Source organism: Micromonospora sp. TSRI0369 (assembly GCF_001905625.1).
In the GTDB taxonomy this organism is placed as follows: Bacteria; Actinomycetota; Actinomycetes; order Mycobacteriales; family Micromonosporaceae; genus Micromonospora; species Micromonospora echinospora_A.
In genome coordinates, this window is the sequence record NZ_LIVU01000006.1 from 35,690 (window position 1) to 61,946 (window position 26,257).

Below are 26,257 nucleotides of genomic sequence, written 5' to 3' on the forward strand. Positions count from 1 at the left end.
GCCCGGTGCCTGATCAGGCGGGGAGCGAGGCCAGCAACGCGGCCTCCCGCTCCGGCTCCAGGCCGACCGGGGCCCGCGCCGGCCGCCCCGCGCGCTCCGGCACGCGCCCCACCTCGCGCAGCCACCGCCAGGTGTCGGCGACCGTCTCGGTCACCGGCCGGCAGACCAGCCCCGCCGCGTACGCCCGCTCGACGTTCCGCTCCTGCAACCACCGGTACTCGTGCCCACGCGGCACCCAGACCGGCAGGTCGTTCCACGGCACCACCCCGGCGGCCAGGATCGGCTCCGGCGCCGTCCACCGCAGCGTCGCGTCCGACCCGGTCGCCGCCACCGCGGCGTCGAGCAGCTCGCCCATCGTCGCGTGCCCGGTGCGACCGATCACGTTGTACGCCCCGCCGACGCCCTCCGCCCCACGGTCCAGCAGCCAGTTCGCCAGGTCGCGGACGTCCACGTACTGGATCGGCAGGTCACGCGGCCCGGGCGCCAGCACGTCCCCGCCCCGGGCGATCCGCTGCAGCCACCACGGCAGCCGCCCGATGTCCTCCCCCGGCCCCAGGATCAGCCCGGCGCGCACGAGCAGCGCCCGGTCACCGAACACCCGGGTCGCGGCGAGTTCCCCGCCCGCCTTGTTCGCCGGATAGTCGCCGTCGTCGGCGTCCGGGTCCGCCGCCACCGTCGGCGCCTCCTCGCCGGTGCCGAGTTCGACGGGTGGCGCGTACACCGAGCCGCTGGACACGTAGACGTAGTGCGGCACCGCGCCGGCCAGGGCCAGTGCCGCGTCCCGGACCGCCCGGGGCGCGCCGTCCCAGGTGTCCACCACCAGATCCCACTCGCCGCCGGCCAGCGCGGCCAGCCCGTCCGGCATCGTCCGGTCACCCCGCAACCGGTGTACGCCGGGCGGCGCCTGCCCGTGTACGCCCCGGTTGAACACCGTCACCTGCCAGTCGCGGCGTACCGCCTCGGCCACCACGGCACCACCGACGAAGCCCGTACCGCCAAGCATCAGGAGTCGCATGTGTCCCAGAGTGCCGCCCCGTGTCGGGTACGGCGGGCCCTGTTCACGGTCAGCGGATCTGCCAACGGCAGAACCCCACGGTCGGCAGCGGCCCGCGCTGCCCGGACGGTGCGGCGGTTGCGCGCAGCGACCGGAGGAGCTGCCGGCTGTCGGGCTCCACGCGCCTCGCCCCGGACCGCCGATCTTGGAGTTGTGGCGCCCAGGATGCCCGGTTGACACCCTTCGCGAGGTGCCACAACTCCAAGATCGCCGACCAGAGCCGCCTTCGGGGAGTTCCTGGGCGCCCCAACCCGCCCAGGGCTCCCCGGAGCACGCGATCTTGCACTTCGGTACCCCGTAAACCGCGCGAATGGGACGTTCGGAGGGCTCAAACCGCAAGATCGCCTGGCCTCGCTCCGCCCACGGTTCGCCTGTCGCTCCGCGCCTCGGTTCGGCCGCCGCTCCGCCCGCCCCGAGGGCGTCGATCATGAACTTGGCGGTGCCCGCTGTCCGTTTTGTCGCCGCTAACCTCATGATCAACCCTGTGGTGGGCGCCTGGGAGGGCTCCTTCGGGGGGTGATCAAGGAGTTTGTGGTCTCGTGGGTGCTGGAAGGTGCCGCAAACTCCTTGATCACGGGCCGGCGGAGCGGGGTGCCGGGGCTGGGCGCGGTGGGATGCGCTCGGCGGCGGGCCGGGGGCGGCTGCATCTGGTGTGTGTGGGAGGTGTGGGGTGGGTGTCGGGTTCGGGGGTGGTGGGCGGCACTGTGGTGGCGGAATCGTGGGCGGGCCGGTGGCGTTGTAACCAGGTGACCGACCGAGCAAGGCCCCGCCCCTCGCGGTGGCGTCGCCGGGTATGGGAACAGTCCGGGGCTGCCGGTCGTTGAGTCCGGTTCCGGCGGCGTGAGCCGCGGGAATCATCTCGCCCGGCCGGTCGTTGAGCATGGTTCCGACGAGGTGAACCCGCGCCGGCCTCTCCGGTGGCGTGAGGCGCCCGACGACGTGAACCCGCGCCGCTTGCCGGTGGCGTGAGGCGCCCGGGAATGATGCCGGGCTGCGGGTCGTTGGACATGCTTCCGGCGCCGCGTAGAGGCCCCCGCCCCCGCGAGCAGCCGAACTCTCGAAGACTTCTTTTGAGCGCCTGACGGTGCTCGCACCCGCGCCGAATCCCCTGTCGGTGTGGGCGTCGATCCCCCGAATGGAGCCCCCTGATGAACACGATTCTGCGTAAGAGCATCCTGGGTATTGCTGGTCTGGCTTTCACCGGCGGCGTGTTCGCCGGCCCCGTCGCCGCCCACGCGGCCGACACCACCACTAGCGTCAAGCCGGTGAGCGTGAGCGTGAGCGTGCAGGGTGACAAGCTGATCCCGCACGGCGTGCAGGGCACCCAGTCGCGCATCGACCTCAACGACGAGCAGACCAAGAACGTGAAGGCGATCATCGCGGCGACGAAGAAGGCCGGCATGGACGAGCGCGCCGCCGTCGTGTCCATCGCCACCGCGCTGCAGGAGTCGAAGCTGGAGAACCTCGGCCACCTCGGTGACCGCAACGACCACGACTCGCAGGGCCTGTTCCAGCAGCGCCCGTCGAGCGGGTGGGGCACGGTGGAGCAGATCACCGACCCCGAATACTCCACCACCGCGTTCCTGGAGGGTCTGAAGCAGGTCGACGGCTGGCAGGACATGCCGCTGACCAAGGCCGCCCAGACCGTCCAGGTCTCGGCCTACCCGGACCACTACGCCCAGTGGGAACAGCAGGCCGCCGACCTCGTCGCCGAACACTGGAACAAGTAACAGACACACGCGAAAGGCCGGCACCCCGAGACGGGGTGCCGGCCTTTCGCGTACCCGATGGGTCAGGCCGGGGGCAGGACGAACGTCCACGTGGTGGTGGTCGTGCTGGCCGCGGCGCCGGTGGCGGTGAGCCCGCCGTAGCTTCCGGTCGGCACGCTGCTCGCCGAGTCGGCGAGCAGGCCGGTAACCCGTCCGCCGCCGGTCTGCGAGGTGTTGCTGCGCACCGCCACGCCCGCCGGCGGGGTGAGCGCGATGGAGGTGCTGTCGCCGTGCAGCCAGTACGACACGGCCCAGCTCTGCGCGGTGGTCACCGGCGCGTGCGGGGTGATGCGGGTGGCGGTGCTCGCCGGGTCGGTGGCCCGGGTGAAGACCGGCGCGCCGGGCGCCACCCCCCGGTACGCCGCCAGCACCAGGTTGCCCTTCGCCTGACTGTCCAGTGTCACCCGGACGGCCGTGCCCGCGTCACCGGCGCCGGCCGTCTTCCACCAGGCGGTGGTGGTGGCGAAGCCGCCGTCGAGGCGGTCGAGGCGGCTCCAGCCGGTCACGCCGGTCGGCTCGCCGGTGCCGGTGTGCGTGTTCTGGCTGAGCAGGAGCAGCAGCATGTCGCCTGCCTGCACGCCCGCCGGGACGGTCACGGTGTGGCTCGTCCAGTTGGCGTTCGCGGTGGCCTGGCCGACGAACGAGATCCGCTCCGGTACGGGCGCGACAGTCACCTCGACAGTCGCGGTGGCGGTGGCACCCCGGTCGTCGGTGACGGTGAGCGTGACCGGGTAGGTGCCGGCCGCCGCGTACGTGTGGGACGTGGTCGGTACGGAGGCCGTGCCGGTGGTGTCCCCGTCGCCGAAGTTCCAGCTGTGGTTCTGGATCGCGCCGTCGGCGTCGGTCGAGCCCGCGCCGGTGAACGTGCACACCAGCCCGGAGCAGGTGGGCGTCAGCGCGGCCACCGGCGCCTGGTTCGCCGGGCCGCCCGAGCCCTTCAGGATCTTCACGTAGTCGATGTCGCCGGCGAAGTAGTCGCAGGTGACCTTCGTACCGTCGCACTGGCTCTTGCCGCCGACGGACAGCGGCCAGGTGTTGGCGATGGTGCCGGTCGGCCCGTTGAGGCGGCTGGTCCGCACGCCGTCGACGTACATCTCCACGTACGCGGAGGTGCGGTTGCAGGTGATCGTGTGCCACTGGCCGTCGGAGATCGGCACGTCGGTGTAGCCGGTACGGGAGGCGCCGTCCGCGCCCCGGAACAGGCACTTCGGCTTGCCGTTCGGCGCCTCGAACTTCCAGTAGCCGCCGGCGGTGTTGCCCTGTCCCTTCTGGAGGATGTTGCCGAAGGAGTACGTGGTCCGGTAACGGATGGTCACCGAGAAGTCCCCGGCGTCCGGGTTGAAGTCGGTGGTGTGCGGCACCAGGTCGACGTGGCCCGGGACGTACTCCTTGTCGGTGGGCAGGTGGGTGGCGAAGCGGTGGCCGGTCGCCCCGGCGTAGAGCGCGCCGGTGACCACCTCTCCGCCGATCGCGCCGTGGCGGCCGTTGCCGCTGTAGTCCGTCAGCACCGTCGACGACGACGCCTGCTCGTCCATGCTGTAGAACGCCACCGTCCGCGTCGCGGTGGCCTGCGCGGGCGCGGCGAAGACCGTCACCCCGGCCGCCGCGACGACAGTCGCCACCCCTAATCGTGCGGCCGTCCGCCGCCACCGTCCCCGCTCGATCATTGCCATGTGACCGCCTCCCTGCGCATCGGGCATCACAGTGACACGCGCGGTGGCAGCGGCAGAATAATCCGCACGGTGGACCTGGGAGACCGATGTAGCCGGTGCCGGCTGTCCGGTGGGAGACGACCGCCTGTCGACCGGCGGCGTGGTGACTCTCGGTGGGCGATACTGGGTTTGAACCAGTGACCTCTTCCGTGTCAAGGAAGCGCGCTCCCACTGCGCCAATCGCCCGGGCAATCGCGAGCGGACGACGGGATTCGAACCCGCGACCCTCACCTTGGCAAGGTGATGCGCTACCAGCTGCGCTACGTCCGCGTGCCGCCGGTTCGCACCGGCGACGTAGCAGACTCTACCCGATGCCAAGATCGCCGCGCGCCAGGCCCCCGCCGCGGCGGGGGCGGCAGGTGGTTGCGCCGCTCGCCGCCGGGGTATTGAGGCCGGTGACAGCACAACCATCCCCCCGAAGGAGGCTGTCGTGGGTATCGGTACGAGCATTTTCCTGATCGCGGTCGGCGCGATCCTCACGTTCGCGCTCAACGCCAGCGTCGGCGGGGTCGACCTCGACGTCGTCGGCTGGATCCTCATGGCGGCCGGCGTCCTCGGCCTGATCATGACCACGCTGGTCTGGGGCCGGCGCCGTCCGGTGGTCGCCACGACCACCGAGGAGCCGGTGGAGTACCGCCGGGTCGAGGAGCGCCGGGACGTCGCACCGCCGATGTGATCGCGAGCGGGGCCGACGGAGCTGATCGGTCCCGGGACCGGACCGGCCGGATCGAACTCCGGCCGGTCCGGTCTGCTAAGCCCGCTCGCCGTCGGTGGCGGCGCGCAGCCCGTACCAGCCGATCGCGGCCACCAGCGCCACCTGCACCAGGTAACTCGCGACGACCACCGCGCGACCGGCGTCCTGCGGCACCAGCACGAACGCCACCACGTAGACGAGCGCGGCGACGACCAGCGGACGCGGCATGGTCCGGCCGATCAGGATCCCGACGAGCGCCAGGACCATGCCGAGGACGATCGCCACCTGGCTGCCGAGGATGGCCGGGAGCAGCCCGTCCAGTTGGTCGTTGAACACGTCGAACAGCGCCCGTCCCTCCTGCTCCGGCACCACCGCCGGGTCGGCTGCGTAGGCGAACGGCAGCACCTCCGCGGTGATCGCCAGCGCGAACACCACGCCGCCGAGGCCGGCCAGGAAGGCCCCCACCAGGTTCAGCACGCCCGCGCGGCCCCGGGCCAGCCCGACGATGAACACCGCCGCGGCGATCCAGGACACCGCGTACGCCGGCCCGCCCAGGTAGAGGTTCATGGGCCAGTACGCGGACCCCAGCTCGCGTACGTCGTCGTAGTGGATAGCGCCGTCGAACGGCGGCTCCCACAACATGAACACGGTCCGCCCGGCCAGGGACGCCAGGAGCAGGACGAAAAGGGCGACGAGCGCGGCACGGCGCAACTTCGGTACGGGCACGGTGAGAGCCTCCGTCGATTCAGGTGTCGCCCCACCGTGCCGAGGTACCGCCGACGCGGGCATCGGCCTCAGCACCTATCTTCGGAAAATCCCTGCTCAGCGCGGCTGCCGGGCGTGCTCCAGCCAGATCCGCGCCGCCCGCACCCGCCGGTTCGTGGCGCCGCCGGGCGTCAGGTCGAGCTTGACGAAGATCGCGCGCAGATGAGCGTCGACGGTCCGCTCGGAGACCACCAGCTGCGCGGCGATCCCCGCGTTGCTGGCGCCTTCGGCGAGCGCGGCGAGCACCTCGCGTTCACGCGCCGTCAGCCCGCCCACCGACGCCGGGCCCGCGTCATCCATTGCCGGCCCGGCCGGGGCCGCCGGCTCGATGACGTTCGTCGTCCCCGCCGCGCCGCCTCCGTTCGTACCCTCTGCGCCGCCTCGCGGCGTCACCGGCGCTGTGGCCGACGCTGGCGGCGCGGCGGTGAGCAGCGTCGACAGCCGGCCGGTGCCGGCCCACGCCCCGCCGCCGACGGCAACCGTCAGCGCCGACACGACCAGGGCGACCGAGGTCGGGCCGAGGGACGAGCCGGGAGCGGCCACGAGCGTGCCGACGCCGACCACCAGCAGGGCCGCGGCGGCCAGGCCGACGCCGCGCACCACGGTGCCGACCCGGCGCGGCTCGGTGGCGCCACGGGCGGCGGTGACCGCGCACGCGCCGGCGAACACCGCGGCCCCGGCCAGTGCCACCAGGAAGGCGACCGAGCCCAGCGACGGCTCGACGTCACCGGGCGCACGGGCGACGGCGAGCAGCAGGCAGAAGACGACTGTCAGCGGCGCGGCGGTGGTGGCCGCGGCGGCCACGCCGAGGCGCGCCCGGACGGCGTGGTGCGACCCGAGAGCGGCCCGCCAGAGCGTCACCGGCAGCAGGAACAGCGCCGCCGCTGCCAGCAGCGTGACGGCGGCGCCGGCCGGCGCGAGCGCGGTACGCCAGGACTCCGCGGCGATCGTCGGAACCCCCGCGAACGGCTCGGTCGCCGTGGTCAGCAGCGCGTTGACGAGGGTGGCCACGCCCAGGGTGAGGCCCACGAGCCGATGCGCCCACGGGACGGCGGCGCCGGTGCGGACGGCAGCCGAGGCGGTCAGCTGCAGGAGCGCCAGCGGCGGGATCCACGCCGAGTTCCACGCCGCGACGGCCGGCCCGGCCCACGGATTTCCGGCCGCGACGGCGGCCACCGCGACGACGGCGAGCGCCAGATACGCCAGCAGGGACGCGGCGAGCCCGGCCGCCAGCCGGCCGGCGGCACGGTGACCCGACCGGCTGAGCCGGAGCGCGGCGAGCGCGGTGACCACGGCGGCCGTCGCCAGGGCCATGGCGCCGACCGGGTCGCTCGCGAAACCGCCGTGCCCGGCCGCACCCAGGACGGCGAGCGCCACGACGCCGAGGGTCGCCGTGGCAGCGGTGAGCACGGGCAGGCTCCGCAGCGCGGGCACCGGGCGGGCGACTGCCGTCATTCGTGGTGATCCCGTCGGGACGGGCGCCGAGGACAGCCGGTCGCCGCCCGCCGGCTCGGACGCGGGAGAACGGCCACCGGGACATTCAACCCGGTCCCCCGTCCCGAGGTCGATCCCGTGGCCTGGTCAGTCCCGCATCAGCTCGTTCAGCTCGCCGAAGTCGAGCCCGCCCGCGAGCGCCTCGTACGTCCCGGCGCCGAACACCTCCGCCGCCGCCCGCCGGACCACCGCGTACGCCGACTCGGCCAGCGCCGGGCCGAGGCTCACCCGGGCCACCCCGAGCCGGGCCAGCTCGGCCACCGCCGGCGCGCCCGGCCCGGCCAGCACGTTCAGCGGGGCCGGGATCGCCGCCGCCAGCGCGGCCACCGTCTCCGGCTCCACCGTCCCGGGTACGAAGATCCCGTCCGCGCCGGCCGCCAGGTACGCCTCGGCGCGCGCGACCGTCTCCGGTACGCCTCCGGCGCCGCGCAGGTACGTGTCGACGCGGGCGTTGACGTACAGCGGGATGCCGGCGCGGTCGGCGGCGGCCCGGACCGCGGCGAGCCGGGCGACCTGCTCGTCGACCGGGCGCAGCGGACCGCCGCCGTCGTGCCGGGCGTCCTCCACGTTGACGCCGACGGCTCCGGCGGCGAGGACGGCGGTGACGGTCTCGGCGACCTGCTCAGGGTTGTCGCCGTACCCGGATTCGATGTCGGCGGTGACCGGAAGGCGGACCGCGTCGGCGACGCGGCGGATGACGTCGACGGCGGTCTCCCGGGCCAGCAGGTCGCCGTCGGGGGCGCCGCGGCTCCAGGCGACGCCGGCGCTTGTGGTCGCGATCGCGCGGGCGCCCGCCGCGGCGACGAGCCGGGCGCTCACCGCGTCCCAGGCGTTGGCCAGGATCAGCGGCTCACCGGGCCGGTGCAGGGCGCGGAACCGCTGGGCTCGGGTCTGTTGATCGTCCACCGGGCCAGTCTGGGTGCGGCGGCGCGGGCGCGGCAATGGCCAGCGGCGTGGCACTGGACTGATCGATGACGACGAGAAAGGCCGTGTCGAATTGATCGACACGGCCTTTCCGCTGGTGGGCGATACTGGGTTTGAACCAGTGACCTCTTCCGTGTCAAGGAAGCGCGCTCCCACTGCGCCAATCGCCCTCGTCTACTGCGAGGTGGAGACGGGATTTGAACCCGTGTACACGGCTTTGCAGGCCGTTGCCTCGCCTCTCGGCCACTCCACCGAGGTTGCCCCCGAACTGCGTGGCGGCATCTCCGAGCGGACGACGGGATTCGAACCCGCGACCCTCACCTTGGCAAGGTGATGCGCTACCAGCTGCGCTACGTCCGCACGTCCCCGGTGTTATCCGGTGACGGATGAGAACTTTAGCCGAGCCCGGGAACGGTTGCCAAATCGGGTCCCGTTTCCGGCGCGTCCGATGGTGGCGGGCGACCTTCACCCTGAGCTTCCTAGGAGCCTGGGTGGTTGGCTCCCGAGAGCATTGGCAAGCGCTCCCACCTGCGGAAGCAGACCGGCGAGTCGAGTGTCCGGCATCCGACTGCCCGGCCGCCGACCAGCCGCCTCGGTAACTCCCCGTGGTCATCCGGATGGGTTACCGTAACGCCGTGACGAGACGAGCCGCCGAGATCCGCCTGGACGCGCTGCTGCGTACGGCCTGCGAGGTGATCGCGGAACGAGGGCTCGCCAACACCCGCACCGCCGACGTGGCGGAGGCCGCCGGAGTCAGCCAGGCGCTCGTGTTCTACCACTTCGCCACCAAGGACCGGCTGCTCGCCCAGGCGTTCGCGTACGCCGTCGACCAGGACCTGACCCGGCTCGACGCGGTGCTCCGCTCCTCCGCGCCGCCGCTGGCGAAACTGCGCCGCATGCTGCGCCTGTACGCGCCGACCGGGCGCGCCACCTCCTGGTCCATGTGGATCGACGGCTGGGCGGAGTCGCTGCGCACCCCGGAACTGGAGAAGCTCTCCCGGCGGCTGGACCTGCGATGGCGGCAGGACCTGGCCGCGGTGATCACGGACGGGGTCACCGAGGGCACGTTCGACTGCCCCGACCCGGCCGGCGCGGCCTGGCGGATCAGCGCGGTGATGGACGGCCTCGCGGTCCAGCTCGCGGTGCACGAGCGGGTGATCACGCGCCGCCAGATCGCGGAGTGGATCCGCCTCGTCGCCGCCCGCGAGCTGGGCCTGGAACCCAGCCAGCTCGACTGACCGCGCGCCGGCCGGTCAGGGCCAGGTCGGGCGTGGGCGTTCGAAGGGCGGCGGCAGGGTCTCCGGCTCGGTGGCGGCGGCGGGGCGCAGCAGGCGGCGCATCCGCAGCAGCAACCCGGCGCCGAGGAACAGCAGCAGACCACCCAGCAGGAACGCTGCCTGCACGAGGCCGAAGCCACCGCTGTCCGCGACCGGGCGACCGGCAACACCACCGGGCGGCGGCGGCTCCACCACTGCCGCGTCGGTCGGCTCGTCGGTCACCGGATCGTCGGCGGGCTCCTCCGACGGCACCTCCGTGGGCTCCGCGCTGGTCGGTGACGGCTTCGGCGTCGGCTCGGCCGCCTCACCCACCACCTGCCGGGTGGCGGTCCGCCGGGCGAGCAGGCGCAACTGCGGGTCGTACGCCTCGGCGGCGAAACTCACCCGCCCGCGCGCCACGTCCTCGGCGAACGCCACCCGGTAGCGGGCCGTCACCGTACGGCCCGGGCAGAGCACACCCGGGTCGAGTTGCCTGTCGGTCAGCCGGGCGGTGTCCCCCTCGGTGCGGATCTCCAGCGGGAACGACCCGCTGTCCTCCACCCGGTCGACCTTCAGCTGGTCCAGGCGCAGGCCCTGCACCCGCACCAGCATCGACCAGCGCACCTTGACACAGCCGCCCCCGTCGGAGCGGGAGACCACGGCGGACAACGTCTCCACCCGGTTCCCGGCGGTGAACTCGTCCGGCAGACCGCTCAACTCGGTGGAGAAGGCCGCCGCCGCCCGCGCGGGCAGGGCTCCCCCGTACCCGGTCCCGGCCACGAAGGTCAGCACCAGTCCGATCCGTAGCGCGTGCCGCCACCCGCTCACCACGCCTCCTCACCCTCGGTCGTGTCCACAGGCAACGCTAGGAGCGCGCCGGGCACGCCGGTAGACGGGCGTGTTCGCATCCAACGCCACAACACGGGGGCCATTTCACCGAGCGTGGTGAACCGGTCACGGCCTCTCCGCGACACGCCCGGGATGCGGGCCGGGACCCCGGGTGGGACACAATTCTCCGGTGTCCGAGCTGTCCGCCGCGTTCGTCCGGCTGCACGCCCGCCTCGCCCCTGTCGCGTTCGTCCCCGAGGTGCTGCTGCACCAGGCCGACGAGCCGATCGGCCTGTGGGAGCTGACCGAGGGCGAGTTCCGCAGCGCCCAGCCGCCGCCGTTCTGGGCGTTCGCCTGGGCCGGCGGGCAGGGCCTGGCCCGCTACGTCACCGACCACCCCGAGGTGGTCGCCGGCCGCCGGGTGCTCGACCTCGCCTCCGGCTCCGGCCTGGTCGCCATCGCCGCCGCCCGCGCCGGCGCGGCCGGCGTCCGGGCCGTCGAGGTGGACGAGCGGGCCGTCGCGGCCGTCGCGCTCAATGCCGGGGCCAACGGGGTACGCGTCGACGCCGAACTCGGCGACATCCTCGACTCCGACGCGGGCGACGCCGAGGTGGTGCTGGCCGGGGACGTCTTCTACAGCGAGGCGATGGCCCGCCGGATGCTGCGCTTCCTGCTCCGGGCCGCCCGGTCCGGCGCCCGGGTGCTGGTGGGCGACCCGGGCCGGGCGTTCCTGCCCCGCGAGCGTTTCCACGAGCTGGCCGCGTACGACGTGCCGGTGTCCGAGGCGCTGGAGAGCGTACGGGTGAAGCACACCACCGTGTGGGAGCTGGACCCGAACCCGCCCGGCGCCCGCCGCTAGCGTTACCGCGTGCTGTTCCGGGGCTGGGGGGAGTCCGTCGACGGGCAGTGGCCGGACGCGGCCACGGTTGTCGACCACGTCGGCGTGCCGCACCTGGTGGTGACCCGGCACGCGCTCGTCCGCCAGGTGCTCACCGATCCGATGACGTTCCGGCCGGACAACGCGCTCGACGCGGTCACCCCGGTCCCGGTGGCGGCGCTGCGGGTGCTCGCCGGGCACCGGTTCCGGTTGCCGCCGACGCTGGCGAACAACGGCGGCGCCAGCCATCCGGAGATCCGGGGCATCGTCGCCGACGCGCTGCACCCGCACCGGGTGGCCGCGCAGCGCCAGTGGCTCACCGGGCTGGTCCGGGAGCGGGTGGCCGCTCTGGCGGCGGCGCTGGACGCGGGCCGTCCGGTCGACCTGTACGCCGGCCTCGCCGCAGACCTGCCGCTGCTGGTGCTGGCCCGGCTGGTCGAGCTGCCGGACGCCCCGGTCGGCGCGGTGAAGGACTTCGCCCGGGCCGCGCTGGAGCTGTTCTGGGCGCCGCTGGACTCCGCCCGGCAGCTCGCGCTCGCCGCCGAGGTGGGCCGGTTCCACACCGTGCTGCGCGAGTTCGCCGCGACCGGGGGCGGGCTCGCCGCACGGCTGCGCGACGCCGGGCACTCCCCCGACGTGGTCGTCGGCGCGCTGTTCTTCCTGCTGGTCGCCGGCCAGGAGACCACCTCGCAGTTCCTCACCCTGCTGCTGCACCGGCTGGCCGGGGAGCCGGCGGTACGGGGCGGGCTGCGCGCCGGCACGGTGGCGGTGGACGACGTGGTCGAGGAGGGGCTGCGGCTGGAGCCGCCGATCGTCACCTGGCGGCGGGTGGCGGCGATCGACACAACGCTCGGCGAGCTGCCGGTGGCGGCGGGCACCAGCGTGGTGGCGTGGCTGGCCCGCGCCGGGCGCGACCCGGCCGTGGTCGGCGCGCCGGGCGAGTTCCGCCCGGGGCAGCCCGGCTCGCGGCGGCACCTGGCGTTCGGCGCCGGGCCGCACCGCTGCGTCGGCGCGCAGCTGGCCCGGATGGAGGCCGCAGTGGTGGTCGCCGAGGCCACCGCGCTGCTGGACGGCGTGACTGTGGTCCGTCCACCCTGGTGCCCGGACAACCTGACGTTCCGGATGCCGGACGCGTTCGTGGTCCGCCGCGCCTGAGCCCTGCGGGTGTTAACAGGGGGCCCTTCCTCTACCGGAGGCGTTAAGAAGGGGCCCTTCCTTACTCCTCGGCCCAGGCGCGCCAGTCGTCGAGCACGCCGTACAGGGCCGGCGTGAGCCAGCCCGGCGCGGACCGGCGGAACACACCCGGGTCCATCCCGCCCGCCCCGGCCGGCACCGCGCCGAGCAGGTTCGGCACCAGCTCGGACAGGTTGAGCCAGTGCACCAGCTCCGGCTCGGCCGGCCAGGCGCCGATCACCACGCCGGCCGGTACGGCCCGCCGTTCCAGCGCCTCCAGCGTCAACGCGGTGTGGTTGAGCGTGCCGAGCCCGGCCCGTGCCACCACCACCGCGGGCGCGCCGAGCGACACCGCGAGGTCGGCCACCGTCCACGGCTCGCCGGACGGGCGCAACCCCATCGGTACGAGCAGACCGCCCGCGCCCTCGATCAGCACCAGGTCGTGCTTGTCGGCCTCCTCGCGGATCGCGTCGACGGCGTTGTACAGCTCCAGCGGCGGCAGGTCGGCCACCCGGGCCGCGGCGAGCGGCGCGAGCGGATCGGGATAGCTGGCGAGCGTCCGGCCGGTCAGCGGGGCGGCCAGCCGGGTCACCGAGTCGACGTCGCCGGGCTCGCCGGTGGCCGTACCGGTCTGGCCGGGCTTGACCACCGCGACCCGCAGTCCGGCGGCCTGCGCGGCGGCGGCGACGGCGGCGGTCACCACGGTCTTGCCGATCTCGGTGTCCGTGCCGGTCACCAGCACCGGCCCGGTCCAGCCGTCACTCATGAGACCTCCCGCGCGCACTCCACGATCACGTCCAGGGCCCGTTCGAAGTCGGCCCGGTCCACCCCGGCGCTGACCGTGAGCCGCAGCCGGGAGCGGCTGTCCGGCGTTGACGGCGGACGGAAGCAGCCGACCGCCACGCCCCGTTCCCGGCAGGCGGCGGCCCAGGCGGTCGCCGCCTCCGGGCCGGGCGCGGTCACCGAGATCACCGCGCCGTCCGGGGCGGAGACGGGCAGTCCGGCGCCGCCCAGCCGGCGCACCGCCGTCGCGACCCGGTCGGCCAGCTCGGCGCGCAGCGCGTCGCCGTCGCGGGCCAGGCGCACCGCGGCGCGTACCCCGGCCACCACGGCGGGCGGCGGCGCGGTGTCGAAGATGAACGTGCGGCCGGTCTCCACCAGGTGGCGGACGAACTCCGCCGGCCCGGCCACCACGCCACCGGCACCGCCGAGCGCCTTGGACAGCGTCGCGGTGACCACCACGTCCGGCGCGCCTGCGAGCCCGGCGGCGGCCACCCCGCCGGCCCCGGCCGGGCCGGTGACGCCGAGCGCGTGCGCGTCGTCGACGAGCAGCAGCGCGCCGTGGCGGCGGGCCACCTCGTGCAGCTCCGCGAGCGGGGCCAGGTCGCCGTCGACGGAGAAGACCGACTCGGTCACCACCACGGCCGGGCGGCCCGGCGCGGCGGCCAGCGCCGCCGCCACCGCTGCGACGTCGGCGTGCGGCGTCACCAGCGTCTCGGCGCCGGAGATCCGGCAGCCGTCGATCAGCGAGGCGTGGTTGTGGGCGTCGGAGACGAGCAGCGTACGCGGCTGCGTCAGTCCCCGGACGGCGGCGAGGTTGGCCAGGTAGCCGGAGGAGAAGACGAGCGCCCGGTCGACGCCGAGCCAGTCGGCCAGGTCGTCCTCCAGCGCGTGGTGCGCCTCGGTGGAGCCGCGCACCAGGCGTGACCCGGTGGCGCCCAGCCCGTACGCGGACAGGGCCGTCGCCGCGGCGGCGGTGACCTCCGGGTGGGTGGCCAGGCCGAGGTAGTCGTTGCCGGCCAGGTCGACCACCGGGTCGTCGGCGGCCCGGGGACGCAGCGTGCGGGTCAGCCCCGCCCGGGCCCGCAGCTCGGCGCGGCGGTCCAGGGCCGCCAGCCAGTCCGCCACTGTGCCGTCCCCTCCCGCCGACCCCCGCCCCGCCGGGCGCTTCCGCGGGGCGAAGTTACCACCCGTCCCGAGGGCCCCGGCGTGGCGCGGTCCCGGCTCGCCGGGGCTGCTGGCGGCGGTTTCCCGGGCCCTCGGTGGCCTGTTAGGTTACGAGCCATGCCAGAGATCCTCGACCAGGCCCGGGACCGGGTGCTGGGCAACGGTGTCGGCCTCGACGAGGCCGGTGTCCTCGCGGTGCTGAACCTGCCCGACGAACACCTGCCCGCCGCGCTCCAGCTCGCTCACGAGGTCCGGATGCGCTGGTGCGGTCCGGAGGTCGAGGTCGAGGGCATCGTCTCGCTGAAGACCGGCGGATGCCCGGAGGACTGCCACTTCTGCTCGCAGTCCGGCCTGTTCACCTCGCCCGTCCGGTCGGTCTGGCTGGACATCCCGGCGCTGGTCGAGGCCGCGAAGCAGACCGCAGCGACCGGGGCGACCGAGTTCTGCATCGTGGCTGCCGTGCGCGGCCCGGACGCCCGGCTGATGAAGCAGATGCGTGAGGGTGTGGCCGCCATCCGGGCCGCTGTCGACATCCAGGTCGCCGCGTCGCTCGGCATGCTCACCAAGGAGCAGGTCGACGAGCTGGTCGAGATGGGCGTGCACCGCTACAACCACAACCTGGAGACCTGCCGCTCCTACTTCCCGAACGTGGTCACCACCCACTCGTGGGAGGAGCGGTGGGAGACGCTGCGGATGGTCCGCGAGTCCGGCATGGAGGTCTGCTGCGGCGGCATCCTCGGGCTCGGCGAGACGGTGGAGCAGCGCGCCGAGTTCGCCGCGCAGCTCGCCGAGCTGGATCCGCACGAGGTGCCGCTGAACTTCCTCAACCCGCGGCCGGGCACCCCGCTCGGTGACCGCCCGGTGGTGGAGGGCAAGGACGCGCTGCGCGCGATCGCCGCGTTCCGGCTGGCCATGCCGCGCACCATCCTGCGGTACGCGGGCGGCCGCGAGCTCACCCTCGGTGACCTAGGCACCCGCGACGGTCTGCTGGGCGGCATCAACGCGGTGATCGTCGGCAACTACCTGACCACGCTGGGTCGCCCGGCGACGGCCGACCTGAAGCTGCTGGAAGACCTGAAGATGCCGGTGAAGGCGCTCTCGGCAACCCTGTGAGGCAGCGGTGACCGATCTTTCCCCCGCCCCGGCCGCCCCCGCCGCGCTCTGGTGCGACAGGTGCGGCGAGTCGGTGGCGGCCGGGCCGCATCCGGCGTGCGAGGCGGCCCGGGCGTGGGAGCCGCCGCGCTGGTGCGCATCCTGCCGGCGGCGGATGAAGGTGCAGGTCGTACCGGCCGGCTGGTCGGCGGTCTGCGTCGAGCACGGCGAGCGGCGGGGCTGAGGCGTGCTGCGAGGGCGGGCGGTGACGCTGCGGCCGGTGACCGATGCCGACGTGCCCGCGCTGGCCGCGATCCGGGCCAACCCCGAGGTGCGCCGCTGGTGGCGCGGCGGGGACGACCTGGCCGAGTCGGTGCGGGCCGACCTGGCCGACGACGAGCTGACCGTCTACGCGGTGGAGCACGACGGCCGGCTGGTCGGCGCGATCCAGTGGTACGCCGAGACCGACCCGGACTACCGGCACGCCAGCCTGGACGTCTTCCTCGACCCGGCGGTACGCGGCACCGGGCTGGGCGGCGACGCGGTCCGCACGCTGGTCCGGCACCTGATCGACGAGTACGGCCACCACCGGTTCACCATCGACCCGGCGGCGGCGAACACGGCGGCGATCCGCGCGTACGCGAAGGTGGGTTTCCGTCCGGTGGGCATCATGCGCCGCTACGAGCGCGGGGCGGACGGGCGCTGGCACGACGCGCTGCTGATGGACCTGCTCGCCGACGAACTCGCCGACTGACCGGCCGGAAGGGGGAATGGCAGGTCGACGGCAGCCGGCCGGCCGGGCAGTGCCGCGCTACAGCTGGCGCAGGGCGCCGCCGTCGATGCTCCACTCGGCGCCCGTGACCTGGCCGGCGCGTGGGGACAGGAGATGCGCGATGACGCCGGCCACCTCCTCCGGGGTGCCGAGGCGGCCCGTGGGCAGGCGACGTTCGTTGCGGACGAAGTGCTCCACGGCCTCGTCGGCCGGCATGTCGAGGCGCCTGGCGAGCTGATCGGCGAAGCCTCCGGGGGCGTCGAACAGGGCCGTACGGGTGGGACCAGGCGAGACGACGTTGGAGCGGATACCGCTCGCCCCCGGGGAGGTGGCCAGGGACTTGGACACCGACAGCAGCGCTGCCTTGGCCGCGGCGTAGTCGGCGATCGAGGCGTCGGGCAGCCGCGCGGCCTCGCTGGCGACGTGGACGATGCTGCCGCCGTCGGGGTTCGCCGCCAACAGGGGCAGGGCGGCACGGGTGAGACGTACGGCGGCGTGCAGGTTGAGTTCGAAGGTGGCGTGCCACTGAGCGTCGTCGATGTCGGCGAAGCTGTCGCGGGAGACGAGGACGGCGGCGTTGTTGACCAGTCCGTCCAGCTTGCCGTGTCTGTCCAGCACGTGGGCGACGGCCCGGGCGGCGGCCCCAGCGTCCGTGAGGTCGGCGCGGTGCAGGTCGACGGTCTCCGGAAGGGCGTGGGGGTCGGCCCTGCCGCGGGCGACGGCGACCACGCGGGCCCCTTCGTCCGCCAACAGGCGGGCGGTGGCCAGGCCGATGCCGCTGGTGGCGCCGGTGACGAGGACGACCTTGTCGGTGAGCCGCAGATCCATTGTCTTTCCTTCCGGTTGGTTGGGAGGGGGGACCCGAGGGGGCGAACGGCGGGGTTGGTCCGCCCCTCGGGTGCCGACCGAGCCGGTCGGCGGTGCCGGGCGAGCCGGCCGGGGCGGGATTCCAGGTCGGGTGGGATTCCAGGTCGAGGTGTCGCGCCGTCGGCGTCGGGCGCCGCGTCGGACGTGGCCGGCCGGGGTCGCGTCAGGCGCGCCTGGCGCGCAGGAAGACGGCAGCGACGAGGACCCCGAGCCCCACCAGGGCGGCGTTGACGGCGATCGCGACGGTGACGCCGTCCAGGATCGCGCTGGCGGTGGCGGCGCCCGCGGTGACCGCGGTGACGATCGCGGACATGATCGGGGTACCCATGGTGATGCCCACCTGCTGCGACATGGTGGCCAGGCCGGTGGCCAGGCCCTGCTCGCGGTCGGGCAGCCCACTGGTGGCGGTGACCATGAAACCGACGATGACCAGCATGTTGCCGACGCCGCCGAGGAACGTGGCGGGCAGGAGCAGCGCCATCGAGGAGGCCGTGCCCGTACCCAGGAAGATCAGCGCGGCGGTGAAGACGGCCTGGATCAGGCCGCCCGCGACCAGCGTGGTCAGGGTGGAGGTCCGGGCGATCAGCTTCGGGGCGAGGAGGCCGCCGGCCACGGTGCCGAGGCCCAAGACGCCGAAGGAGATCCCGGCGACCATGGCGGAGAAACCGAGGGTCTTCTGCATGTACAGGGTGAGCAGGTAGACCAGCGAGGTCTCCGTGACGAAGGCGAGCAGACCCAGCACGTTGCCCCAGGCCACGTTGCGGCGACGCAGCACCCCCAACGGGACGAGCGGCTGGGCCACCTTCCGCTCAACGAGGTAGAACACGACGAGCAGGAGGGCGCCGACGACCAGCCCGGCCAGGGCGTGGGGGTTGGTCCAGCCGTGCTCGCCGGCCTGGGTGAGACCGTAGACGAGCCCCAGCAGGCCGAGGGTCACGGAGAACGCGCCGGGCAGGTCGAGCCTGGGACGGCCGGCCGGCCTCGACTCATGGATGACCGAGGGAGCGACCAGCAGCACGGCGAGGGCGACGGGCACGTTGATGAAGAAGGCCCACCGCCAGGACAGCAGGTCCGTGAGGACGCCCCCGAGGATGGCGCCGGTGGTGAACCCGGCGGACATCAACGCGCCGCTGAGGCCCAGGGCCTTCTGCCGCAGCGGGCCCTCAGGGAAGGAGGTGGTCAGCAGGGACAGGCCAGCGGGGGTGGCGGCCGCGGTCGCCAGGCCCTGGAGGACGCGGGCGACGATCAGCACCTCAGGGCTGCTGGTGAGCCCGCCGACGAGGGAGGCCACCCCGAGCAGGCCGATGCTGCCGAGGAAGATCCGCTTACGGCCCACCATGTCGCCGATGCGGCCGAAGAGGAGGGTGAACCCGGCCGCGCTCAGCGCGAACGAGGTGGCGATCCACTGGAGGTTGGACAGGGAGAAGCCGAGCCCGTCGCCGATCGCCGGCAGCGCGACGTTGAGGATCGAGAAGTCGACGGCAAGCATGAACTGGGTGACCAGCAGGACGGCGAGGACCAGCCGGAGCCGGCCGGTCAGCCGATGCGGGGCGGGAACGGCGAGGGGTGTGGTGCGCTGCGGCGCGACGCTGGTTGCGGACATGGCCTTCGTTTCTTTCGGGTCCACCGGGTCGGAACCGGCGGAGGAGGCGGCGGGGCCCGGCAACGATCGGGCCTCTTAACGGAACCTTGATACCGTTACGAGGCAGACCGTACCACCCTGGGCGGCTGTAACGGAACCAGGATCCCGATAAGATGTTCTGTGGCATCGTGAAGCGCCGCACGAAGGAGACCCGCCCCATGGCTGACACCCCCGCCCCCGGCACCGTCCGGCCCGGTGGCCGCACCGCCCGCGTCCGCGAGACAGTCCTCCAGACGGCCGCCGACGTGCTGGCCGAGGCGGGCTTCGAGGCCCTGGACCTGGCCGAGGTCGCCCGCCGGGCCGGGGTCGGCCGGACGACGGTCTACCGCCGCTGGGGCACCCCCGGCACGCTCGCCGCCGACCTACTCGACGACATGGCGGCCCAGTCCCTGCCCCGCACCGACACCGGCTCCGTCGAGGGCGACCTGCGTGCCAACGCGCGCCTGGTGGTCGAGACCCTCACCGATCCCCGGCAGGGGCGGCTGTTCAAGGCCCTGATCGCCGCCGCACTCTGCAACGGACAGGCCGCCGAGGCGCTCCACCGCTTCTACGGCACCCGCATCGAGGAGTGGGCCGGCTGCGTCATCGACGCCGTCCGCCGCGGCGAGCTCCCCGTCGGCACCGACGGCCGTCGCGTCATCGCCGCCGTCTCCGCCCCGCTCTACTACGCGCTGCTCAACACGGGCGCGCCCCTCACCGAGGCCGACGCCCACGACGCCGCCGACGCCGCCCTTGCCGCGGCGCGCGCCGGGGTCTGGGCGACCGCTGCCGATCAACCCCGGTAGGGGCCGGCGGAGGCCCTCACCCGTCCCAGACGATGTTCCCGTCGGCCACGCGGCGGGCCCCCTCGGCGGGGCGGTGCGGGCTGAGCCGGCCGTCCGGCATGAGGTGCGACACCGGCACGCCGCCGCCGAGCACGGCGACGTCGGCGATCAGCCGCCGGTGGCAGCGCCACCAGACGCTCTCGCTGCACATCACAGCGGTTCTCCGCAGCGCGGCGTCGGCCAGGACCTCGTCCAGTGCGGCGTCGAAGTCGGGCGTGCGGGTGTACGCGGCGTACGCCCGGAAGGCCGCGACCGTCCACCAGGTGTCCGGTTCCGGCTCTCCGGCGCGGACGTGCCGGCGGCCGCCGAGGCGCGGCTCCCAGCGGTAGCCGATGCCCCGTTCGGGCAGCCAGCGTTCCATGGCCTCGCGGCGGACGTCGGGGTTGGTCCGGCTGGCCGGGTAGCGGCGCACGTCCACGACCAGGGTGACCTCCGCGCCAGCCAGCAGGTCTGCGAGCTGGTCGCGGCGGGCGGCCCCGTGTCCGACGGTCAGCAGCTCGCGCTCCACCGCCCCAGCTTGCCCCGGGTCGCCGCCGTCCGCCCGCCGGCCGGGCCGGCCCACCGGAAAGGGCGTGCCCGGCACCGTACGGGTGCCGGGCACGCTTTTCCGGTGACTGTGTGACGGTCAGCGCTGGAGGGTCAGCACACCCGGCCGCCACGGCAGCAGGTTGTAGTCGCCTCCCGCACTGGGGTTCTTGCCCTGGTACAGGAACTGCAGGTTGCAGGCGTCGATGGTCTTGGTCTGGTCGGGGTTGGTGCGGACCAGGTCACCGTGGCTGATGTCGTTGGTCCACGTCGCGCCGCTGTTGGCCTTGCCGGCGAACGGGTTGCTCTCCGTCGCGGCCTGCGGGGTCCACGAGCCGCTGAGGCTGTTGGACGTGAACGACCGGAAGTAGCGTCCCTGGCTTCCGATCGCCTCGACGATCATCAGGTACTGGTTCTGGCCCGCCACCTTGTAGACCTCGACGCCCTCGAACAGGTTGTTCGTCGAGTCGGTCATGATCGTCGTGTAGTTCGAGCCGAAGCTGCCCGGGAAGTTCCCGAGCGGCATGCTCGACCGGTAGATCTTGCCGTTGTCCCCGGCGAAGAAGAGGTACATGTTCTGGTCGTCACCGATCAGGGTCTGGTCGATGACGCCATACGGGGCGTCGGGCAGGGTGGCGGTGGACAGCGTCTGCGCCGAGGACCAGCCGTTGGCGTTCGTCGGGTCGCTCGACGTCTTGTAGCTGAACGAGGTCGGCCCCCACTGGTACGCCAGCACCCAGATGTTCTTCGGCGCGAAGTACAGCAGCGTGGGCGCCACGGTGCCCTGGCTCATCCCGTTCTGGCCGGCCGAGGCCATGTCGGACCAGTTCGTGAACGTGCTGAAGTTCATCGAGCTGTACTGGCCGCTGCTGTTGACGTACGAACCGTAGACCAGGTGCTTGCCGTTGTAGACCACGTTTGTGAAGTCCTTGAGCGAGACCCAGCCGTTCTGCGGGTTGGCCAGCGAGCCGGTGGACGACCACCGGTAGGTCGACGGGAGCGAGCAGCCGCCCGGCGGCGGCGTCGTGCTCGGCGGGGGCGTCGTGCTCGGCGGCGGCGTGGTCGGGGGCGTGGTGCCACCGAAGTCGGTCCGCCACTGCTGGTTGGTCTGTCCGTGGCAGTCGTACAACTGGACCTGCTGGCCGTTGCCGGTGCCCCAGACGTCCAGGCAGCGGCCGGACTGCACGCCGCTGATGGTGCCGTTGGAGTTGATGTTCCACTGCTGGTTGGACTGGCCGTTGCAGTCCCAGATGATGATTCCGGTGCCGTTGGCGGTGGCTGCGCCGTTCGCGTCGAGGCACTTGCTGCCGTAGACCATCAGCTGCTTGCTGGAGGTGTACGTCCACTGCTGGTTCGACTGACCGTTGCAGTCGTAGAGCTGCACCCGGGTGCCGTTCGTCTGGGTGGCGTTCGGCACGTCGATGCACCGGCCCGACTGCACGCCGACGATCCGGCCGGCGCCGCCGCTCGGCGGCGGTCCCGTGGTCGGGGTCGTGGTCGGCCCCGAGGTCGGGGCGGCCGCGTTGAGGACGTTGAGGACCGAGTTGTACGCGGCCTTCTTGTTGCCTCCGCCGTCGAACAGCAGCGGGCTCTCGCCTGAGCGCCACGAGTCGCTGTCGCGCACGCCCCAGACCGTGATGCCGATGCAGCGCGGCACGTTGATGCACGCCTGGGTCAGCCCGGCGTACTGGCTGGTCGAGGAATTCGTGACGTCGACCTCGGTCAGCGCCACGTCCACACCCAGCGCCGCGAAGTTCTGCAGCGTGGTCTGGAAGTTGCCCGGCAGCGAGCTGCCACCGGTGAAGTGGGTCTGCAACCCGACGCAGTCGATCGGCACGCCCCGGGACTTGAAGTCCCGGATCATGTTGTAGACGCCCTGCGTCTTGCCGTACGACCAGTTCTCGATGTTGTAGTCGTTGTAGCACAGCTTCGTCGACGGATCGGCCGCCCGCGCGGTGCGGAACGCCACCTCGATCCAGTCGTTGCCGGTGCCCTGCAGGTTGGAGCTACGGCGGCTGCCGTCCTCGTTGAACGCCTCGTTCACCACGTCCCACGCGGCCAGCTTGCCCCGGTAGTGGGCCATCACACCGTTGATGTGATCGATCATCGCCTGACGCAGATTGCTGCCGCTGAGGCTCTGCATCCAGCCCGGCTGCTGCGCGTGCCAGGCCAGCGTGTGCCCCCGGACCTTCAGGCCCCGCTGGGTCGCCCAGTTGTAGATCTGGTCGCCCGAGTTGAAGTTGAACTGGCCCCGCTGGGGCTGTGTCGCGTCCGGCTTCATCTCGTTCTCGGCCGTGATCATGTTGAACTCACGACCGGCGATCGTGCTGTACGTCGAGTCGTTCAGCCGGTTCGCCGCGATGGCGGTGCCGAAGTACCGGCCCGACTGCGCGGCGGCCGCGCCCAGCGTGCTCGCGGCAGCGTTCGCCGACGGCATCATCACCGCGACGGCGGCCACCGTCACGACGCTGACCGCGCCGGCGAGCAGCGCTCGGACGGCGGGCGACCGCCGTCGCCGACTCCCGCCGCGATGAGCGGATGGGCTCATTGCCATCTTGGCCTCCTTACTGGCCAACACCCAGGCCGTCGGGGCGGGACGACTGGACGTTTCGGTTGGGGTATCTAGCTTTGTCGATGCTTCCACCACGCATCGGCGGGGACAATGGTGTTTCGGAAAAGTTTCGGAACGTTTTTGGCCGCGCGCGGCCCGGCGCGGCGTGGCTGGTCACCCGGGGTGCGATGCCGGCCACGCCGCGTCGACGGTCAGGAGACCGTGCAGGCGGTCCCGTTGAGCGTGAAGCTCGCCGGCCTCGGGTTGGCGCCGGTGTGGGTGCCGTTGAAGCCGAAGCTCGTCGAGGCCCCCGGCGCCAGCGTGCCGTTGTAGGACAGGTTCGACGCGGTCACCGCCGTGCCCGTCTGGGTCACGTTCGCCGACCAGGCCTGCCCGACCTTCTGCCCGGCGTTGCCGAACGTGAACGCCAGCGTCCAGCCGTTGATCGCCGTGGTGCCGGTGTTGGCGACGGTGATGTTCGCGGTGAACCCGGTGTCCCAGGAGTTCGCCGTCCAGGTCACCGCGCAGCTCCCGCCGGCAGGCGGCGCGGTGGTGGTCACCGTGACGCCGGACGAGGCGGGAGAGACGTTTCCGGCCGCGTCCACCGCCACCACGGTGAAGGTGTACGTGGTGGAGGCGGTCAGCCCGGTCACCGCCAGCGTGGTGCCGGTGGCCGAGCCGACCAGGACGTTCCCGCCCCGGTAGACGCGGTAGCCGGTGACGCCCACCGCGTCGGTGGACGGACCCCAGGTCAGCGTCAGTCCGGTCGGGCCGATCGCGGAGGCGGTGGGGGTGCCGGGCGCGGTCGGCGGGGTGGTGTCGGGCGCCGGGCCGGCCGGCGTGGTGACGCTGACCGCCGCCGACGACGCGGAGCGGTTGCCGGCGCCGTCGAGCGCCCGCACGGTGAACTGGTACGTCCGCTCGGGCAGCAGCCCGGTCACCGCGAGCGTGTTGGTGGTGGCGGTGCGCAGCACCAGCGCGTCGCTGCCGGTCTGCGCCTGGGTGATCTCGTAGCCGGCCAGCCCGCTGCCACCGGTGTCGGTGGACGCGGCCCAGGTCAACGTGAGCCCGCTCGACGTGACGGCGGACGCGACAGGGGTGCCGGGCACTGTGGGCGCGGTGGTGTCCGGGGTGACCGGTCCGGGCTCCTCGCCCCAGACCCGCACGCCGCCGGAGTAGAGCGGCACCTTGGGGTTGGGCCCGGCGGTGGCCTGGTACGACGGGTCGTTCGTCGGATCCCAGGTGCCACCCTCCGGCACCCCGATCTTGAACTGGACCTCCATCCGGTGCTGCGACTGGCCGGCGGGCGCGATGGTGTAGCCGGTGCAGTCGACCTCGACGTACCAGATGTCGCCGGAGAACTGCTTCGCCGTCGACGGGGACGGGCAGCCCTGCGTGTAGCCGGGGGTCACGGTCACCGGTCCGGTGCCGTCGGGCCGGAAGAAGTACCGGAACTTGCCGGTGGTCAGCGCCCGGGCCGGGAACGCCGACTTGTTGTAGATGATCGCCTTGAGCCCGGTGGCGCGCGGCTCGGCCTGCATCACTGTGGTCTCCACAGTCATCTCGTCCATGTCGGGCGTCTCGGCGGACGGGAAGCCGGCGCGCGGGCTGCCGCCGTACTCGTTGGCGAGGCGGGCCAGCGCGGAGGTGAAGCCGGCGTTGTAGTCGGTTGCCACCTCGTTCATCACGTAGTCCGAGCGGCTGTCGGTGTACGCGTCGTTGGCCGCCGACGGGCCGCCGACGAGCGCGCCGTAGAGCACGTGCCGGGTCTCGGTGGGCACGGTCTGGCTGTCCCACCAGGAGCCGTGCGCGGTGCGGTGGTGCGGGTTGCGCGGCGAGTTGGCGCCGAAGCCGATCTGGTAGCTGGAGTTGCGCGGGTTGTCGCCGAGCGCGTAGTTGATCTGCCGGACGGCGAAGTCGTGGTAGCGCGCCTTGCGCGTGGTGTCGGTGGTCTTGTCGCTGTAGACCAGCGCGGCGAACGCGGTGTTCGAGGCGTACCGCAACGCGCCCCAGGAGTCGAGCACCGCCATCCCGCCGGGCGAGTACGGCACGCGCTGCCCGTTGACGCCCACCGTCCAGTAGTCCAGCCACCGGTTGGCGTCGTCGGCGTACTTCTGCTTGCCGGTCAGGTTGGCCAGCAGCACGTACGCGCCGAACTGCTTGTTGTCCCAGGCGATGGTCCACTTGTAGGAGCGGGTGGTGGACTGCGGCTCGGTGCCGAGCTTGTCGTACTCGCTCTCCGCCTTTGCGAGGTAGGTCGCGTCACCGGTGGCCCGGTACAGCCAGATCGCGCCCCAGACCAGTTCGTCCTGGTAGCCGCTCCACGACTTGTAGAAGCTCGTCGCGTCGGTGATGCACTCGTGGTAGTTCTTCCGCACGGTGTCGGCGAACGTGTAGAGCTGCTTGGCGTGGCCGAGCAGCTTGTCCGCGTAGGTCGCGTCGGTGGGCCGGAACACCATGGACGAGGCGGCCATCGCGGCCGCCGTCTCCCCCGCCAGGTCCGCGCCGCCGCAGCTCGCGTCGATCTTGTACGCGGGCCGCGCCATCGGCATCACCTCGGCCGGGCCCCACCACTTGTGGTCGTCGTCGCCCTTGCCGACCTGTCCGTAGAGGACGTTCGGCGCGGGGTGCGCCTTGACGAAGTAGTCGTTAACGAAGCGCAGGTTGTTCAGCAGGTGGGTGAGCTGCCCGGAGGCGACGTAGCCGTCGCGGTACTCGACCGCGCCCCAGGCCAGCATGGTGGCGCTGAACGCCATCGGGAAGCCGAACTTCACGTGGTCACCGGCGTCGTACCAGCCGCCGGTGAGGTCGACGCCGACGTCGGCGCCGTCGGTGAGCGCCGAGTCGCCGCGCCAGGAGACGCGGTTCCACGAGGGCTTGCGGCCGGACTGCTGCGCCTCGTAGAAGAACAGCGACTTCTGCAACGCCTCGGCGTAGTTGAACGTGGCCGCGGCCTGCGCGGCGGCGGGTACCTCCATGGCCGACGCGGGCGGCGCGGCGGCGACGGCCGTGGCCAGGCCGACGGCCAGCGCGGCGCCGGCGGCGAGCAGCCGGCGCAGCCGCGACCGGCCTCCGGGCGGCGGTATCGGACGGGGCATGGCGAGCTCCTGTGGCTGGCGCCGCGCGGCAGCCGGAGCGGGGACGGCGCTTCGGGCTCCGGCTGCCGCGAGGCAGTGGTGGTGGGGTGACCGCGGGAGCCTCGGGAGCGCTCCCATGGATAAGCGACAATGTAATGGGCACGCAACACGTTGGGAAGGCCGTCGCCGGTGGAGCTCGCCGGACGTACTGGCGGGTAACCAACGGGAGCTGGATCACACCATCGACGCACCTCGATATTGAGGCGACTTGTTCCCTGCTCAGCGGCATCGCGGCGGCGACGAACGCGCCGCCGACGGCCCCGTCCGGGCCGCCGCCGTCCTGGCATACGAGCGTACGGTTGCCCGCCCGCTCGGCACCGCGCGACAGTACGCCTCACCTGCGGTGCCATCGAC

22 protein-coding genes and 5 tRNA genes are annotated in these 26,257 nt (G+C 73.0%); 9 read left to right on the forward strand and 18 right to left on the reverse strand.

From position 1 onward, the window contains the following. Positions 1 to 13 precede the first annotated feature (13 nt). The gene (locus AMK25_RS20910; RefSeq protein ID WP_073830103.1) at positions 14 to 1,015 is read right to left on the reverse strand and encodes an NAD-dependent epimerase/dehydratase family protein; all 1,002 of its coding nucleotides are present in this window, start codon (positions 1,013 to 1,015) and stop codon (positions 14 to 16) included. 1,187 nt (positions 1,016 to 2,202) lie between these two features. On the opposite strand from AMK25_RS20910, the gene AMK25_RS20915 reads away from it, so the two are divergent. Continuing rightward, complete coding sequence (locus AMK25_RS20915) at positions 2,203 to 2,784, forward strand: hypothetical protein (RefSeq protein ID WP_073830104.1); 582 nt, start codon at positions 2,203 to 2,205, stop codon at positions 2,782 to 2,784. A 62-nt stretch (positions 2,785 to 2,846) separates the two neighbouring features. Here the strand turns inward: AMK25_RS20915 and AMK25_RS20920 are convergent, their stop codons facing one another. The 3 genes from AMK25_RS20920 to AMK25_RS20930 form a co-directional block, all read right to left on the reverse strand. Continuing rightward, positions 2,847 to 4,496 carry a PKD domain-containing protein gene (locus AMK25_RS20920; protein ID WP_158070676.1) on the reverse strand — a complete coding sequence of 550 codons (1,650 nt, stop codon included), beginning with the start codon at positions 4,494 to 4,496 and terminating at the stop codon, positions 2,847 to 2,849. Positions 4,497 to 4,649: 153 nt separating this feature from the next. Continuing rightward, positions 4,650 to 4,721, reverse strand: a tRNA-Val gene (locus AMK25_RS20925). 11 nt (positions 4,722 to 4,732) lie between these two features. Next, positions 4,733 to 4,805, reverse strand: a tRNA-Gly gene (locus AMK25_RS20930). A 160-nt stretch (positions 4,806 to 4,965) separates the two neighbouring features. Here AMK25_RS20930 and AMK25_RS20935 point away from each other — a divergent pair. After that, positions 4,966 to 5,211 (forward strand): DUF6458 family protein, encoded by a 246-nt coding sequence (locus AMK25_RS20935; RefSeq protein WP_043325578.1) that lies wholly within the window; start codon positions 4,966 to 4,968, stop codon positions 5,209 to 5,211. A gap of 75 nt (positions 5,212 to 5,286) precedes the next feature. Here AMK25_RS20935 and AMK25_RS20940 read toward each other — a convergent pair whose 3' ends face one another. From AMK25_RS20940 to AMK25_RS20965, 6 genes are all read right to left on the reverse strand, one after another. Then, positions 5,287 to 5,955 (reverse strand): hypothetical protein, encoded by a 669-nt coding sequence (locus AMK25_RS20940; RefSeq protein ID WP_073830106.1) that lies wholly within the window; start codon positions 5,953 to 5,955, stop codon positions 5,287 to 5,289. Positions 5,956 to 6,051: 96 nt separating this feature from the next. Continuing rightward, positions 6,052 to 7,449, reverse strand: a complete 1,398-nt coding sequence (locus tag AMK25_RS32780) for a helix-turn-helix transcriptional regulator (RefSeq protein ID WP_073830107.1) — start codon at positions 7,447 to 7,449, stop codon at positions 6,052 to 6,054. 126 nt (positions 7,450 to 7,575) lie between these two features. Then, positions 7,576 to 8,394 (reverse strand): isocitrate lyase/PEP mutase family protein, encoded by an 819-nt coding sequence (locus AMK25_RS20950; protein WP_073830108.1) that lies wholly within the window; start codon positions 8,392 to 8,394, stop codon positions 7,576 to 7,578. Between the two features lie 113 nt (positions 8,395 to 8,507). Further along, positions 8,508 to 8,582, reverse strand: a tRNA-Val gene (locus tag AMK25_RS20955). Positions 8,583 to 8,594: 12 nt separating this feature from the next. Beyond that, positions 8,595 to 8,665 (reverse strand) — tRNA-Cys (locus AMK25_RS20960). A 34-nt stretch (positions 8,666 to 8,699) separates the two neighbouring features. Further along, a tRNA-Gly gene (locus AMK25_RS20965) sits at positions 8,700 to 8,772 on the reverse strand. Between the two features lie 275 nt (positions 8,773 to 9,047). Between AMK25_RS20965 and AMK25_RS20970 the strand changes: the two genes are divergently transcribed. Beyond that, positions 9,048 to 9,650 carry a TetR/AcrR family transcriptional regulator gene (locus tag AMK25_RS20970; protein WP_073830474.1) on the forward strand — a complete coding sequence of 201 codons (603 nt, stop codon included), beginning with the start codon at positions 9,048 to 9,050 and terminating at the stop codon, positions 9,648 to 9,650. Between the two features lie 15 nt (positions 9,651 to 9,665). Here the strand turns inward: AMK25_RS20970 and AMK25_RS20975 are convergent, their stop codons facing one another. Continuing rightward, positions 9,666 to 10,496, reverse strand: a complete 831-nt coding sequence (locus AMK25_RS20975) for a hypothetical protein (RefSeq protein ID WP_073830109.1) — start codon at positions 10,494 to 10,496, stop codon at positions 9,666 to 9,668. A 190-nt stretch (positions 10,497 to 10,686) separates the two neighbouring features. Here AMK25_RS20975 and AMK25_RS20980 point away from each other — a divergent pair, with 190 nt between their 5' ends. Both AMK25_RS20980 and AMK25_RS20985 read left to right on the forward strand, forming a co-directional pair. Continuing rightward, positions 10,687 to 11,355 carry a class I SAM-dependent methyltransferase gene (locus AMK25_RS20980; RefSeq protein WP_073830110.1) on the forward strand — a complete coding sequence of 223 codons (669 nt, stop codon included), beginning with the start codon at positions 10,687 to 10,689 and terminating at the stop codon, positions 11,353 to 11,355. A 9-nt stretch (positions 11,356 to 11,364) separates the two neighbouring features. Then, positions 11,365 to 12,528 carry a cytochrome P450 gene (locus tag AMK25_RS20985; RefSeq protein ID WP_073830111.1) on the forward strand — a complete coding sequence of 388 codons (1,164 nt, stop codon included), beginning with the start codon at positions 11,365 to 11,367 and terminating at the stop codon, positions 12,526 to 12,528. Between the two features lie 61 nt (positions 12,529 to 12,589). On the opposite strand, the gene bioD is transcribed toward AMK25_RS20985, so the two are convergent. After that, on the reverse strand, positions 12,590 to 13,312 hold the full coding sequence (bioD, locus tag AMK25_RS20990; protein ID WP_073830112.1) for a dethiobiotin synthase: 723 nt from the start codon (positions 13,310 to 13,312) through the stop codon (positions 12,590 to 12,592). Then, entirely contained in the window at positions 13,309 to 14,454 is a 1,146-nt protein-coding gene (locus tag AMK25_RS20995; protein ID WP_073830113.1) for an 8-amino-7-oxononanoate synthase, read from the reverse strand. Before AMK25_RS20995 ends, bioD begins: the two co-directional genes overlap by 4 nt. 156 nt (positions 14,455 to 14,610) lie before the next feature. On the opposite strand from AMK25_RS20995, the gene bioB reads away from it, so the two are divergent. From bioB to AMK25_RS21010, 3 genes are read left to right on the forward strand one after another with little or no spacing between them, the layout of a single operon-like run. Continuing rightward, positions 14,611 to 15,606: a biotin synthase BioB gene (gene bioB / locus AMK25_RS21000; protein WP_073830114.1), complete on the forward strand. Its 996-nt coding sequence runs from the start codon at positions 14,611 to 14,613 to the stop codon at positions 15,604 to 15,606. 7 nt (positions 15,607 to 15,613) lie between these two features. Then, entirely contained in the window at positions 15,614 to 15,829 is a 216-nt protein-coding gene (gene bsaP / locus AMK25_RS21005; RefSeq protein ID WP_069089407.1) for a biotin synthase auxiliary protein BsaP, read from the forward strand. A gap of 3 nt (positions 15,830 to 15,832) precedes the next feature. Continuing rightward, positions 15,833 to 16,339 (forward strand): GNAT family N-acetyltransferase, encoded by a 507-nt coding sequence (locus AMK25_RS21010; protein WP_073830115.1) that lies wholly within the window; start codon positions 15,833 to 15,835, stop codon positions 16,337 to 16,339. A 57-nt stretch (positions 16,340 to 16,396) separates the two neighbouring features. Here AMK25_RS21010 and AMK25_RS21015 read toward each other — a convergent pair whose 3' ends face one another. After that, positions 16,397 to 17,185, reverse strand: coding sequence for an SDR family NAD(P)-dependent oxidoreductase (locus AMK25_RS21015; protein ID WP_073830116.1), 789 nt, complete (start codon positions 17,183 to 17,185; stop codon positions 16,397 to 16,399). Positions 17,186 to 17,387: 202 nt separating this feature from the next. After that, the gene (locus AMK25_RS21020; RefSeq protein WP_073830117.1) at positions 17,388 to 18,827 is read right to left on the reverse strand and encodes an MFS transporter; all 1,440 of its coding nucleotides are present in this window, start codon (positions 18,825 to 18,827) and stop codon (positions 17,388 to 17,390) included. 197 nt (positions 18,828 to 19,024) lie between these two features. Between AMK25_RS21020 and AMK25_RS21025 the strand changes: the two genes are divergently transcribed. Beyond that, positions 19,025 to 19,651 carry a TetR/AcrR family transcriptional regulator gene (locus tag AMK25_RS21025; protein ID WP_073830475.1) on the forward strand — a complete coding sequence of 209 codons (627 nt, stop codon included), beginning with the start codon at positions 19,025 to 19,027 and terminating at the stop codon, positions 19,649 to 19,651. A gap of 16 nt (positions 19,652 to 19,667) precedes the next feature. On the opposite strand, the gene AMK25_RS21030 is transcribed toward AMK25_RS21025, so the two are convergent. The 3 genes from AMK25_RS21030 to AMK25_RS21040 all read right to left on the reverse strand — a co-directional run bounded on the left by AMK25_RS21030 (position 19,668) and on the right by AMK25_RS21040 (position 25,864). Beyond that, positions 19,668 to 20,198: a DUF488 domain-containing protein gene (locus AMK25_RS21030; protein ID WP_241826435.1), complete on the reverse strand. Its 531-nt coding sequence runs from the start codon at positions 20,196 to 20,198 to the stop codon at positions 19,668 to 19,670. Positions 20,199 to 20,315: 117 nt separating this feature from the next. Then, the gene (locus AMK25_RS21035; RefSeq protein ID WP_073830118.1) at positions 20,316 to 22,769 is read right to left on the reverse strand and encodes a non-reducing end alpha-L-arabinofuranosidase family hydrolase; all 2,454 of its coding nucleotides are present in this window, start codon (positions 22,767 to 22,769) and stop codon (positions 20,316 to 20,318) included. 209 nt (positions 22,770 to 22,978) lie between these two features. Then, the gene (locus AMK25_RS21040) at positions 22,979 to 25,864 is read right to left on the reverse strand and encodes a glycoside hydrolase family 9 protein (RefSeq protein ID WP_073830119.1); all 2,886 of its coding nucleotides are present in this window, start codon (positions 25,862 to 25,864) and stop codon (positions 22,979 to 22,981) included. Between the last annotated feature and the right edge of the window lie 393 nt (positions 25,865 to 26,257).

Coding starts and splice junctions, on each gene's coding strand:
- AMK25_RS20910 (WP_073830103.1), bottom strand. CDS start 1,015: ATGCGACTCCTGATGCTTGGCGGTACGGGCTTCGTCGGTGGTGCCGTG.
- AMK25_RS20915 (WP_073830104.1), top strand. CDS start 2,203: ATGAACACGATTCTGCGTAAGAGCATCCTGGGTATTGCTGGTCTGGCT.
- AMK25_RS20920 (WP_158070676.1), bottom strand. CDS start 4,496: ATGGCAATGATCGAGCGGGGACGGTGGCGGCGGACGGCCGCACGATTA.
- AMK25_RS32780 (WP_073830107.1), bottom strand. CDS start 7,449: ATGACGGCAGTCGCCCGCCCGGTGCCCGCGCTGCGGAGCCTGCCCGTG.
- bioD (WP_073830112.1), bottom strand. CDS start 13,312: ATGAGTGACGGCTGGACCGGGCCGGTGCTGGTGACCGGCACGGACACC.
- bioB (WP_073830114.1), top strand. CDS start 14,611: ATGCCAGAGATCCTCGACCAGGCCCGGGACCGGGTGCTGGGCAACGGT.
- AMK25_RS21015 (WP_073830116.1), bottom strand. CDS start 17,185: ATGGATCTGCGGCTCACCGACAAGGTCGTCCTCGTCACCGGCGCCACC.
- AMK25_RS21020 (WP_073830117.1), bottom strand. CDS start 18,827: ATGTCCGCAACCAGCGTCGCGCCGCAGCGCACCACACCCCTCGCCGTT.
- AMK25_RS21025 (WP_073830475.1), top strand. CDS start 19,025: ATGGCTGACACCCCCGCCCCCGGCACCGTCCGGCCCGGTGGCCGCACC.
- AMK25_RS21035 (WP_073830118.1), bottom strand. CDS start 22,769: ATGGCAATGAGCCCATCCGCTCATCGCGGCGGGAGTCGGCGACGGCGG.
- AMK25_RS21040 (WP_073830119.1), bottom strand. CDS start 25,864: ATGCCCCGTCCGATACCGCCGCCCGGAGGCCGGTCGCGGCTGCGCCGG.